The 12336-nt window shown below is 34.3% G+C and carries 10 protein-coding genes; 6 read left to right on the forward strand and 4 right to left on the reverse strand.

What is annotated here, in order from left to right; translation table 11 throughout:
- Position 1 precedes the first annotated feature (1 nt).
- From BN3326_RS15880 to BN3326_RS15895, 4 genes are all read right to left on the reverse strand, one after another.
- Entirely contained in the window at positions 2-655 is a 654-nt protein-coding gene (locus BN3326_RS15880; RefSeq protein ID WP_070000251.1) for a regulatory protein RecX, read from the reverse strand.
- A gap of 93 nt (positions 656-748) precedes the next feature.
- On the reverse strand, positions 749-2872 hold the full coding sequence (locus tag BN3326_RS15885) for a YcdB/YcdC domain-containing protein (RefSeq protein ID WP_070000252.1): 2124 nt from the start codon (positions 2870-2872) through the stop codon (positions 749-751).
- A gap of 267 nt (positions 2873-3139) precedes the next feature.
- The gene (locus BN3326_RS15890; RefSeq protein WP_070000253.1) at positions 3140-3559 is read right to left on the reverse strand and encodes a hemerythrin domain-containing protein; all 420 of its coding nucleotides are present in this window, start codon (positions 3557-3559) and stop codon (positions 3140-3142) included.
- Between the two features lie 92 nt (positions 3560-3651).
- Positions 3652-3942: a hypothetical protein gene (locus BN3326_RS15895; protein WP_070000254.1), complete on the reverse strand. Its 291-nt coding sequence runs from the start codon at positions 3940-3942 to the stop codon at positions 3652-3654.
- 170 nt (positions 3943-4112) lie between these two features.
- On the opposite strand from BN3326_RS15895, the gene BN3326_RS15900 reads away from it, so the two are divergent.
- The 6 genes from BN3326_RS15900 (at position 4113) to BN3326_RS15925 (ending at position 12229) form a co-directional block, all read left to right on the forward strand.
- Positions 4113-5342, forward strand: a complete 1230-nt coding sequence (locus BN3326_RS15900; protein WP_070000255.1) for an efflux RND transporter periplasmic adaptor subunit — start codon at positions 4113-4115, stop codon at positions 5340-5342.
- A gap of 4 nt (positions 5343-5346) precedes the next feature.
- On the forward strand, positions 5347-8451 hold the full coding sequence (locus BN3326_RS15905; RefSeq protein WP_070000256.1) for an efflux RND transporter permease subunit: 3105 nt from the start codon (positions 5347-5349) through the stop codon (positions 8449-8451).
- Positions 8452-8570: 119 nt separating this feature from the next.
- Positions 8571-9263: a response regulator transcription factor gene (locus BN3326_RS15910; protein WP_070000257.1), complete on the forward strand. Its 693-nt coding sequence runs from the start codon at positions 8571-8573 to the stop codon at positions 9261-9263.
- Positions 9254-10402, forward strand: coding sequence for a sensor histidine kinase (locus BN3326_RS15915; RefSeq protein WP_070000258.1), 1149 nt, complete (start codon positions 9254-9256; stop codon positions 10400-10402). Before BN3326_RS15910 ends, BN3326_RS15915 begins: the two co-directional genes overlap by 10 nt.
- Positions 10403-10517: 115 nt before the next feature.
- The gene (locus tag BN3326_RS15920; protein ID WP_070000259.1) at positions 10518-11558 is read left to right on the forward strand and encodes a TolC family protein; all 1041 of its coding nucleotides are present in this window, start codon (positions 10518-10520) and stop codon (positions 11556-11558) included.
- Positions 11559-11734: 176 nt separating this feature from the next.
- Entirely contained in the window at positions 11735-12229 is a 495-nt protein-coding gene (locus BN3326_RS15925; protein ID WP_070000260.1) for a CarD family transcriptional regulator, read from the forward strand.
- Positions 12230-12336 lie beyond the last annotated feature (107 nt).

The raw sequence follows: 12336 nt of genomic DNA on the forward strand, positions 1-12336 counted from the left end.
TTTATTCCTCCCAAAAATGATCTTCTTCACTTAAGATCCCATCAAGCACTTTACTAATAATGGCAGATCTAAATCCCTTTTGCAATAAGTAGCCATACATTTTATTTTTGATAGCATATGAATCCGCACACTTACGTCTGTAAGCATCAACTTTTTTAAGGGCTAACTGCTTGGCATTTTGAAGTTCTTCTTCTTCACTATAATTTTCACTAATTGTCTGGGCTATGGTATCCCGGTCAATTCCTTTCATTCTAAGGGCCTGTGCAATATAAGCAGGCCCTTTTTTAGAAAATCTTTTTTTATCTTTAACAAAGGCTTCAGCAAGCCTTCCATCATCAATATAGTGATAGGTATTTAACTTCTCTAATGCATATGCAATGTCTTCTTCAGAATATTCCTTTTGTTTTAATTTATCAACTAAAACCTTCTCAAAATAATTTTGTCTCGTTAAAAGCTTTATACAATAATTAAAACATTGATTGCGACTTTCTTCTTTTAAAATAGCCTCTAGTTCTTTTTCATCTACTTGCATCCCTTTTTTAAGTTCTAACTTAATAAGGGTTTCTTCACTAATACCGCAAAAGAAAAGCTCATCTAAAAATAAATTGTACCTTCCTTTAGTTTTTTGCAGACTAATTTTTGTTATCCTTTTCATCATTATAATCTTCTTTCTTTATCTTTTCTAAAGACCTGTTCACTTTCAAAGTTATAGCCCTTTTCTAAGATATTAACACATTCTTGCAACATGTTACTTATCAAGTAAAAGCAGATTGTAGATCATGACCGTGGCATCTGCTCGTGTAAGCTTCGCCTTTGGATTAAAATTGATTGTTTTGTCTTGTTCTACGATTTTAAGACCATAAGCAAGTGCTATATAACCTTTCAATTCTTTTGCTGTTGATTTTTCGTCTTTAAAAGGATAGGCATAGATCTCAGAAAGCTTCGCTACTTCCTTATAATTTGTACTATTAATAAGATACTTTACAGCGAGTTCCTTAGTGATGATTAGATTCTTGTTTTTTTCTTTTTTCTCTATTATACCTCTATTAATCGCTCTGTCATAAAGTTCATCTTCTGTTATATTATCCTCAGTTATTCTTAAAACTAATCTTAAGAAATCATATTGATTAATATTTGTATCTGGCTTAAAGCTTGAACCTGGAAGATAAATACCACTGTCATACAGCTTTTTGATAATATCTTCTTTTGCATGCCCTTTAATGTCATCATAAGCCGTTTTTGCTGATTGCTGAAGGGGTTTACCATCATAGCTATTTACACGCTCACCTGTATAAGGATCAAAAGTCATGTAACTTTCTTGATGTGCATAAGCAAGTACTCTCGTTTTACTATCCCTATTAATATACATTAGTTCAAGACCTATCTGATCTATTATTTTTTGTTTATCTATTACCTTAGTAACATCTTTAAAAGCTACCTTATGCCAAGTACTAGAATAACTTGTTACTTCATCATTTTCAACGTCATAAGTTACCCTAAGACCATCGCCTTGTACCGGTATCCCATTTACTGTTCTTCTATAGTAATAGCTTTTAAAAGACTGATTCATATCTAGAGGTATAGGTCCTGTATACTCTTCTATTTCTTGGTATTTAGTAAGTGCAAACTTATCTTTTGCTATACTTTTTAGAAAGGTTTCTACTTTGGCTTTTATTTGACTTTCAGAAGCAGTACTTTCTTTAGGCTCATAGTTATGATAGCTAGAGTAACTTAAAATTTCTCCAGTCTTAGCATCAACAGATAAATTCATATTATAGCTATTACTTGGTGCTTTTATGTCTCCTGCTGCAATCATCAAGACTTCTTTTTGCGCAGATACTCCGCTAGAAGCCACAAGAGTATCATTCTGAAGATGAATCTGCCAAGTATACTGATTTTCGTAAACTGATTTATTAAGGTAAGCATTAACAATAGAAGCTTTTTCTAACTTTGGAAAATATTTCACTGCACCTTCTACCGCCTTTTCCTTTGTAATCAATCCTTTTATTTCATCTACCACTTTTTGCTCCTCGGGTGTAAGCACATTGCCAGCATCTCTTGGTGCTACTCCCATTGCTGCATCTTCTTTAGCTGTTGTATAAAATATGTTTTCCCTAAAAGGTATAATAATCTGTCCAGTTTTAGCATCTATTGCCTTACTTTGTCTATTATTAGCTTCATACACAGGGAAACTCTTTATCGTTCTTGACTCATAATCATAATATATATGATGTATTAATGAAACGCCTATTTGATTTAAGTAGCTCTCTTTTGCTTTTTCTAAAGTAACTACAGCTTGGTTCGAACCGTAAGTACCTTTATAGGTTGAAATACCATAAAAATTAACTACTTCTCCTGTTTGTTTATCAACATGAATCGTAACCGTTTCACCAGAAACCTTAACATCATTTACATAGTGATCAAATCTGTATTCATGCGTATTGCTTTGATTAATATTAACTTGCTCCTGTAATTTTAACTGCTTAGTATAATGACTTGCTACTTTACTTAAAAAACTTTTAGCATTTTTAAGTCCTTCTTCATAAGATACTTTTGCAAGGATGCTATATTCTTTGTTATACATATATTTTGAGTAATTAACAATATTGCCGTTTTTCTCGGCCACTACTTGTACACTACCTATTTTATACGCTTTATCTTCCCATGATAATCTATATAAGTTTTCTTTTGTCTCTTCGTTTTGAACATCTAAGCTGTATCGAAATTCTGTAAGCTCACTTGGAACATTTATTTTGTTTTTTACAGAAGTAATAAGCTGACTAAGTTCTTTATCCATGTTATCCCCCCATACAGCAGTCGGAAGCACTAACATTATTATAAGAAAAAATGCTGCTATCTTTTTTATATTCATAAACTCATCCCCTCCAATTTTTATAACTAATCATTATACACCTATAGTTTAACACCTTATAAAAGGAACAACAATAAAATACTGATCACCTCCGGTAATATTCTAAATCTTATTTGATGTTTTCTAGGAACATCTGCAATTTCTTTAATAGACGTATTTTCTTTGAAAATTGTTCCACTTTTTCTAGCATTAAATATTTTTTAAAAATAAAATAAAGATAGTTTGTGTACCTATCTTTCATACACAAACTATCTTATAAAACCATCATTATCCTTGAGCTTTTATTAATGGATATAACTGACTATCTTCTTTATTTAAGCGGTCTGTAAGTATCTTAAAAACCACATCAGTTTCTTTTTTTAATCTTTCTTTATTGTTGATGATCTTGTTCCGTGTATTAAATTGCTCTTTGTATTTCTCAAAATCTGTACTGATCATTCCCATATCGCGTATAAAAATTTCTGCTATTTGTTTAATCTCAGAATGAGAATTATTTAATAAACTAGGATAGAGAAACCTATCTTCTGATTGTAGATGTATCTTTAGTTTACCAGCTAATAAGCTAATTAACTTGGCAATCTCACCTGAATCTTGTTCTATATTATTTTTGCCTATAAAACTTTTAATTTCATTAATTGCCTCACATATTTCTCTATGCTGTCTTTCTAAATTATTTATATTTGTCATAATCTAAGCCTCCTTATTAATAACTTCATTATAATGGAATAATAAGGAAACCTCCGTAACTATAGTTACATAATTATACTAAATAATACTCTCTACTTTTCTTCATTAGTCTCTTCTTTTTTGTTGTGTGAACAACAGCTATGACTTTTACCATCTCTAAGCAGTCCTAGCATCATAAGTCCCATCATGATCGGACAAATAAAAGGCACAATAGCTGCAATTATTCTATTAGCTCCAAGGTTACCAAATGGTAAAAACGGTAAGATAACAGCTATAAGTATAGGCAGTATGCAGCAAACGCCCATCATGCCTATATACTTTAAAGGGTTGAATCCTCTTATTTTTTCAGTCTTATGATTATTGTTTCTTTTATGTGAATCCATTAAAATGCCTCCTCTTAAAAAATCTAAAGTTTTGTTTTAATGTGATTATAGCAACCTTCTATGGATTTTCTATGGATAAATTTTATTCTTTTTTATTTTTTCTACATCACTAAGCTATATTTTCCATTTATTATATAAAAGTATTAAAATTATGGGAGGATATAAAAAAAATGAAAAAACTGAAGTTATTTTTACTACTTGGTAGTATAGTGCTCTTAAACGGGTGTGGCAAAAATAATGCCGAACCTGCTGCTGTTACCCCACCACCAACTGCAGTTACAGTCCGTTCTGCTAAAAAGGCCTCAATTATAAACTCTGATACCTTTAGTAGTAGAACACAAGCAGCTACAGAAATTGCAGTTACTGCTGAAATGGCGGGTACAGTTGAAAAAGTTTATGTAACCTTAGGTCAAAAAGTTCAAAAGGGTGATAAACTGCTCAGCATTAAAGCTGTTGATGCTAATAAATCAGTAGATCAGGCCAGAGCTGCACTAGAAATTGCTAAAGCTGCTTATACTAATGCCTTAGGCGGCAGCGTAGACAACCAGCTTAATCAGCTGGAAAATGGTCTCAAATTAGCTGAAATAGGTTATGAAGAAGCTAAAAGAAACTATGATATGTACAAACAGCTTTATGAGTCTGACGGCATCTCCGAAGATCAATTTAAAAAGATTGAACTCGCCTTTGTCCAGGCAGAACAGCAGCTAAATAATGCTAAAAAAGCTTATGAAACTTCTAAAAATCAGACGATTCCTGAATCTCAAGCTATGGCTAAAAAGCAACTGGAACAAGCAGAGGTTTCCTACAAGATTGCTTCTAGTAATCTGGATAAACTTACCTTAACGGCGCCTGCTAATGGCATTATTACTACTGTTAATTTTAATGATAATGAAATGATTTCACAGTCTATGCCTGCTTTTATTATTTCTGATCTCAATGCATTGGAAGTTGACTTACAAGTTACTGAGATGGATATGAATAAATTTAAAACCGGGGATACTGTTTCTGTCAACGTTTCTGACAAAATCCTATCCGGTGTGGTTAAAGACGTTTCTCTTGTGACAGACTCCAGAAGTTCTCTTTATATCGTAAAGATTTCCATTGATAATACATCACATCAATTACCTGCTGGAATGGCTATAGACATCAGGTTGACTACTGAAAAAACTGAAAACGCTGTGACCATCCCCAAAAAAGCTGTTTTTGAAGAGGATGATCAAAAATATATTTACATATGTACAGACGATAAAGCTGTTAAAACCCCTGTAGAGACTGGACTTTCTGATGCCTATAGCGTAGAGATTATACAAGGTATTAAAGAAGGTGACCGTGTAGTCATAGGTAATATTTCACTGATTAAAGATGGTGACAGCCTCTTCCCTGTAGAAAAGGAGGAGTAAACTTATGAATGTAACGAAAGTATCTGTTAAACGGCCTCTTACTATTATTATGGTCTTTTGTGTGCTTATTGTATTTGGTTATATGGGCTTTACTAAAATGCCGTTAGAGCTTATGCCAGATATAGAAATCCCTGTTATTTCCGTTAGTACTGTTTGGGGGGGCGCAGGTCCTGAAGATATTGATACCCAAGTAACTAAAGTGGTGGAAGATGCTGTGTCTGCTGTTAACGGCGTTGACACGGTTGTCTCCTACTCTATGGAAGGTGTTTCAGTTGTTATTTTGCAATTTGAATTTGATATTGATATGATCGAAGCACTTAATAATGTGCGTAATAAGGTAGAATTAGTTCAAGCTAATTTACCAGATGGTGTTAATAAATCTACTGTTTCACAAATTGATATTACGGCTATGCCTATCAGTCAACTCGTCATAACCAGTGATTTAGATGATGTAACTGTTATGCGTTATGCTGAAGATATTGTTCAGCCTGCTTTTGAGCAGGTACAAGGTATTACCTCGGCTGACATCCAAGGTGGCTCTATTGCAGAGATTTCTGTAATTGCCAACTCCACCATGCTTGAACGCTACGGTGTAACTTTGGATACGATTTCAGGTATTATAAGGTCCAGTAATCTAACAGTTCCCTATGGTACCATTACCGAGGGTGAAAACAAAATCACCCTTCGAACCGCTGAAGAACTCACTTCTTTAGAACAGATTAAAGCCTTACAGATCCCCAATGCTGTTGGCAAAACAATTCAATTAGATAAAGTCTGCGATGTTGTTTATGGGTATGCAGATCAAACCTCTATTTATCGTTATAACGGTGTTGACAGCTTACTTTTATCTATTAATAAGCAACAATCTGCCAATACTGTACAGGTTATGAAAGATGCCAAAAAGACTTTAGCAAAACTCAATACTGCTAACCCTGACTATACCTTGGCTCTTGTTAATGACGAAAGTGAATACATCAATTCTGCAATGAATAATGTATGGAGTACTCTTGCTCTCAGCTCTATTATTGCTCTTATTGTTATCCTGCTCTTTTTAAAGGACCTAAGGGCTTCTGTTATTGTAGCTGTAGCTATTCCTCTTTCTATCATTGGCGCTGTAGCTGCGTTGTACTTCTCTGGTCAAACCCTTAATCTGATTACAGTAGGTGGTCTAGTACTGGGAGTAGGAATGGTTGTTGACAACTCCATTGTTGTTATCGAAAATATTTTTAATAAACGGCACTCTACTGATCTTGGGATACATGATTCAGCTATCGTTGGCACCACCTCAGTTACCAATGCTATTTTAGCTTCTACCCTTACTTCTGTAGCAGTATTTTTACCTATTTTCTTTACAACTGGCATAGCTAAGATTATGTTTGGTGCTTTGGCACAGTCTATCATCTATTCGCTGCTCTTTTCTATCGTTGTGTCCATCACTTTAGTGCCCAGCCTTTTTGCCAAACTAAGTACAGGTAAAAAACATAAAGAGGTGATAGAAAAACCTTCACCTATTTTTGATAAAGTTAAAAATGGTTATGAACATTTGTTAAAATTCTGTTTAACTCATAAATCAATCGTCATCATTGGCAGTCTTGTCATTTTGATTGTATCTTTTATGAAAATGTCTTCTATCGGTATGGATTTAATGCCAGTAGCTGATGAAGGAGCCCTCAGTATTTCTATGGAGCTCCCTAAAGGACTTAGCCTAGAATCTAGTGATTATTACCTCACAATGGCAGAAGAAAAGCTTTCAGCTATTCCTGAAATAAAAAATACCACTTCTTCTCTTGGTTCCGGCGGCAATATGAGGAGTATGATGAGTGGTGGCAATAACACTGCCTCTATTTCTGTGAATCTAGTTGATAAAAAAGAGAGAGAAAGATCCACAGCTGAAGTCTCCGACGACATTAGGACTTTGCTTGCGACTATTCCTGACTGTAAAATAGCGGTTTCTATGACTGACAGCAGCATGGGAGGTATGGGAGGCAGTGGTTACTCTATTAATGTTCAAGGTCCTGACCTAGATGTTCTGGAAGTCCTGGCTAAACAAGTTGAAGAGAGAATAAGAGGTCTTGAAGGTTTTCAAGATGTAGAGAGCAGCCTCTCTGACACAACGGAAGAAGCACAAATTAAGATTAATACCGAAAGAGCTCTTGAATGGGGCATCAATACCCAGACTGTTACCTCTATGCTACGTATGTCTATTGAAGGCAGCACTGTAACTACTGCTAAAATTGATGGACATACCGTAGATGTTAACTTAAAGCTTGAAGATGAAAAGATTCAAAGTGTCAATGATTTGCTCAATCTCAAGGTGCGTTCAGCTTCTGGTGAAAATATCCCTATTGGTGCTTTTTCACATATTGTTCTTGCTGACGGTCTTAGGAGTCTTTCTAAAACCGATGGCAATTATTCCATAAGCATCTCTGCTACCCTTAAAGATTTGGACATGGGCACTGCTCAAGCAGCTGTTCTGGAAGCGACTTCTGACCTTAATATTCCTAGAGATTATTCCCTTGTATCAGGCAGTAATATGGAAATGATGATGGAATCCTTTGCTAGCCTTGCACAAGCATTAGGTATCTCTGTTATTCTTGTTTACATGGTTATGGTTGCTCAGTTTGAATCTTTTAAAAAACCGTTTATCATTATGTTCTCGGTACCTTTTGCCTTTGTTGGAGTGGTTTGGTCTTTAGCCCTTGCAGGTTCTTCACTAAGCATCCCTGCCTTTATCGGTATTATCTTGCTGGTAGGTATCGTTGTTAATAACGGTATTGTACTTATTGACTATATTGAACAGCTTCGTAAAGAAAGTGACATAAGTCTTATAGACGCTGTAGCTCACGGTTCTGCAACCAGACTACGCCCAGTACTAATGACCACGCTTACTACCGTTTTAGCTATGGTACCGCAAATGCTTGCTCTCGGCGAAGGAAGTGAGACCATGCAGCCAATGGGTATTGTTGTATTTGGAGGACTCAGTATTTCAACCCTTGTCACTTTATTACTCATTCCTACGATTTATATCCTCTTCGAACGACACGAAGAGAAAAAACAAGCCAGAAAGTCAGCCCGTGCTGCTAAAAAAGCTGAAGCTGTAAGTTTGTAAATAACTCCTTAAAGACTATTTGAATAAAGTACAAATAGTCTTTAAGGAGCAAATAATATATAATAATACTAATTAAATGATTAAATTAATTATAAATTCGTATAAAGGAATGATGGGATATGGGTTATATATTAATAGCTGATGATGATATTGCTATTGCAGAACTTATTGCAGATAGTCTGACTGATGAAGGGTATGCAACGCGCATTGTTACAGATGGTGAATCAGCACTTTGGACTATCAAAAAAGAATCTGAACAAATTGATCTCATTCTTTTAGATATTATGATGCCTCACAAAGATGGCCTAGAAATTTGTATGGAAGTACGGGCTATCACGCCATGTCCTATTGTATTTGTCAGTGCCAAATCTTCTGATCGCAATAGAATATTGGGACTTGATATCGGAGCAGATGACTATATTACCAAGCCCTTTATAGTTGCTGAACTTGTAGCTAGAGTTAATGCCCACGTACGCCGCGAAAAAAGAAAACTAAAACATGATGAAAGTTTAATTACTCTAGGTGATATTGTCATTGACAAGCAAAATGGTATTGTCAAGCGAAATGGCCTGCTAGTTGACTTATCTACCAGAGAATTTCAAGTGTTTTCTTATTTAGTGGATAATATGGGTAAAGTTTTATCCCGCGAACAAATCTTTGAAAATGTATGGGGTAATACTTTTGGTGATCTTAATTCTGTTACCATACACATCAAAAACATACGCGGTAAATTAGACCCTGATAATCAACTAATCCGTACCGTATGGGGAGTTGGTTACCGCCTTGTAAAGGGGGGAGCGCGTTGCCTTTAAAAAAGAAGTTTGCCCTCATTCTTATTTTGGCTCTCGTTATTAATTTTGTGGCAATAGTCATTTATCTTTGGCTTTTTCTTGCTCGAGATATTGCAAATAACCTTCGGCATTTCCATGAACAATTCGCTGTTATTGTAGATGAACTAGGTCCTGCTACAACCTTGGGTGAGCTAGGTCCCATCTTTAAAGAAAAATTACAAGATAGAAGTGTCTTAAATGCTATTTTTTTACAAGCCGTCTATAATACTACCAAAGCTTCCTTAGCTTTTTTACCTATTTTATTAAGCGTCGTTTTATTTTATATCAATAAAGAAGTCTGTAAACCACTTAATAAACTCAATACCGCAATAGATAGTTTTAATCATAAAAATGGCTATTATGCTACCAAACATTCTAGAAATGAAATTTTAAAATTAAGCAATAATTTCTTTCTTATGTCTGAGCAAATAGAGCTAAGTAAGCGTCAAAAAAATGAATTTATCAGTTGTATCTCCCATGACTTAAAAACACCGCTTACATCTATTTTAGGCTATACACAAAGGCTGATTAATCCTGGTATATCCGATGAAAAAAAACGACTTAAGTATTATCAGACTATTTTAAGTAAGGCAAATACTATTCAAACGATGGTCGAAGAGCTTAATGCTTATATTATGGGAGAGATTCAAGAAGTAGCTTTGCAACGCGTTCCTATTAAAAAATTTTTAGATGAAGTTATTGAAGAGTATCAAGAGGAGCTTCTTACTTATAGTATTCACCTTACGCCCCATATTGATTTAGATGAGTCACTTAGCACTTCTTTAGATATTAATCAAATACGCAGAGTCTTTGCCAATATTTTTTCTAACGCCGTTATTCATGGGGGAAAAAATATGCAGATTACCCTGACTGCCTTAAATCAGGACACAAACATTTTAATCAAAATAGAAAATAACGGACTGGCTCCTTCCAATTTAGACTATGATAAGGTCTTTGATCTTATGTATCAAGCGGATACCGCCCGCACAAGTCAAAATCACGAAGGGGGCGGATTAGGCCTTGCTATTGTTAAACAGATTATTCAAAAACATGATGGTAGTATTAAAGCCTATAAGCCTTTTGGTGGCGGCTTTGGGATAGAACTTACACTTCCTCTTTAGCGCCTTATTAATTACTCTAAACTACCCAAATAAATGATATACTATTAAATCCTAATAGAAAGGATAATGCAATTGATAAGTTAACTTATCAATTGCATTATTAAGAGGTATAAAAATGAAAATTTCCTTCAAAAAACTACTAACTGTCTTTATGAGCATTGTTTTACTCAGTGCACTGCCTTTGTCTGCTGCTGAACTTAAACCAGTTCTTAAGTTAGATGATGCTGTTCAATCTGCTTTTGTCCGCAGCAATCAAGTTTCATTAAATGTTAAAGAATACGATCTGCTTCGTGAACAACTTAAAGCCATTGAAGGAGCAAGTTTCGTCTCTTATCAAACCATGTACTTAACTAAGGCTAAAAATGAACAGCAAGCACAAATTATAAAAGATCAGATTACTTATGATATTACCAATCGTTATAACGCGCTTATCTTACTCGAAAAAGAGATTATGAATTTAGATGCAAGTATAATGATCAACTCCAAAAAACTTCAAACTATGGCTCTTCAAAAAAAATTAGGCCTAGTCAGCACGCTGGAGTTCGATAACGCTCAAATTCAATTAGACATGCAAAAAAGTACCCACAAGGCAAAACTTGAGGCATTAACAAATGATCAAAACCATTTTAAAGTACTTACAGGCAAGGATCTGTCTAAGTATCTATTAGATGATGCCATCTCTTATGAACCTTTTCGCATTACCGGCTCAGTAGAAAACTATACCAATAATAAAGCAGCTGATTATCTAAAATATGATAAAGATATCGTAGCCCTGCAAGCAGATAATATTCTGCAAGAAGGGGCTACACCAATGCCTTGGGCCGTTTACCTTGGTGAAAAATATAAGGTTGATAAAAATCTTTCTACTCTAGAAAATAATCAGGAAAAAATCAAACAAGGTTTAATCTCAAGCTATTCTACCTTGCTAAGTTTAGAAGAACAAATAGCCACCTTGCAAAATCAACTTAAACTTATACACAATCAACTTCAAATTGCAAAACTCCAAGCTGAAGTGGGTATGATAACAAAGTTAGACTACGATACTCAGCTTATAAAACTGCAAGATACGGATTACGCTTTAATTAAACTTATTACTAACTATAATTCACTTAAAACAGCTATTCAAAAGCCCTGGGTTTCAAGTGGCGGTATGTAACTAGCTTATACTTAATTCAGTTTTAATTATATATTTTAACATAATGAAAGAGATGATTGCAGGATGTAATCGTCTCTTTCATTATGTTTTTTTGAACAAATTATGCACTATTTTGATAAAAAATCAAAAGTGTGTTATACTAATAGAATAAGTCCATTTTATAAGGAGGTACGTACATGTTTAAAATTGGTGATAAGGTTGTCTGTCCTATGCGAGGGGCTGGTATTGTTGAAAATATTGAAAATAGAGATTTCTTAGGTAAAATTCAGGAATACTTTATTATAAAAATAATCAATACCGAAATGACTCTGATGATTCCTAGTGATAGAATAGAAACTTCTAATATCCGCCTAATCAGTGACCCTTCTACTGCAGAACATGCTTTTCATACCCTTAGTCAATATGAAGAAGAGTCTGCCCAAGGTGTTAATGCAAAAGAAAGACGCAAAATGAATATGGATAAAATTACAAATGGTTCTCTAGTAGACTGTATTGAAGTAGTTCGTGATTTAACACATATTCATCAAAAAAAATCGCTTAATGCCAGTGAACGTGAAATGCTTATGAATGCCCGTAAATTTGTTATTAACGAAGTAAGTCTTGTTAAAAACATCTCTGAATCTCAAGCTAGTTCATTAATTGATAATATGCTTACAGACTCATTTCAATAATACTATATTCTAAACACTCTTTTCTGACTTTTATTTATTAATTTTTTCTTGCTCACCTTTTTTGTTTTTCATAATATTAACGGAATTTATCTGAAACATTATACATG

This window comes from Cellulosilyticum sp. I15G10I2 (assembly GCF_900095725.1).
Lineage (GTDB): Bacteria > Bacillota > Clostridia > Lachnospirales > Cellulosilyticaceae > FMMP01.

Excerpts from the sequence above, each read along its gene's own strand:
- BN3326_RS15885 (WP_070000252.1), bottom strand. The coding sequence starts at position 2,872 with ATGAATATAAAAAAGATAGCAGCATTTTTTCTTATAATAATGTTAGTG.
- BN3326_RS15910 (WP_070000257.1), top strand. The coding sequence starts at position 8,571 with ATGGGTTATATATTAATAGCTGATGATGATATTGCTATTGCAGAACTT.
- BN3326_RS15895 (WP_070000254.1), bottom strand. The coding sequence starts at position 3,942 with ATGGATTCACATAAAAGAAACAATAATCATAAGACTGAAAAAATAAGA.
- BN3326_RS15920 (WP_070000259.1), top strand. The coding sequence starts at position 10,518 with ATGAAAATTTCCTTCAAAAAACTACTAACTGTCTTTATGAGCATTGTT.
- BN3326_RS15925 (WP_070000260.1), top strand. The coding sequence starts at position 11,735 with ATGTTTAAAATTGGTGATAAGGTTGTCTGTCCTATGCGAGGGGCTGGT.
- BN3326_RS15905 (WP_070000256.1), top strand. The coding sequence starts at position 5,347 with ATGAATGTAACGAAAGTATCTGTTAAACGGCCTCTTACTATTATTATG.
- BN3326_RS15900 (WP_070000255.1), top strand. The coding sequence starts at position 4,113 with ATGAAAAAACTGAAGTTATTTTTACTACTTGGTAGTATAGTGCTCTTA.
- BN3326_RS15880 (WP_070000251.1), bottom strand. The coding sequence starts at position 655 with ATGAAAAGGATAACAAAAATTAGTCTGCAAAAAACTAAAGGAAGGTAC.
- BN3326_RS15890 (WP_070000253.1), bottom strand. The coding sequence starts at position 3,559 with ATGACAAATATAAATAATTTAGAAAGACAGCATAGAGAAATATGTGAG.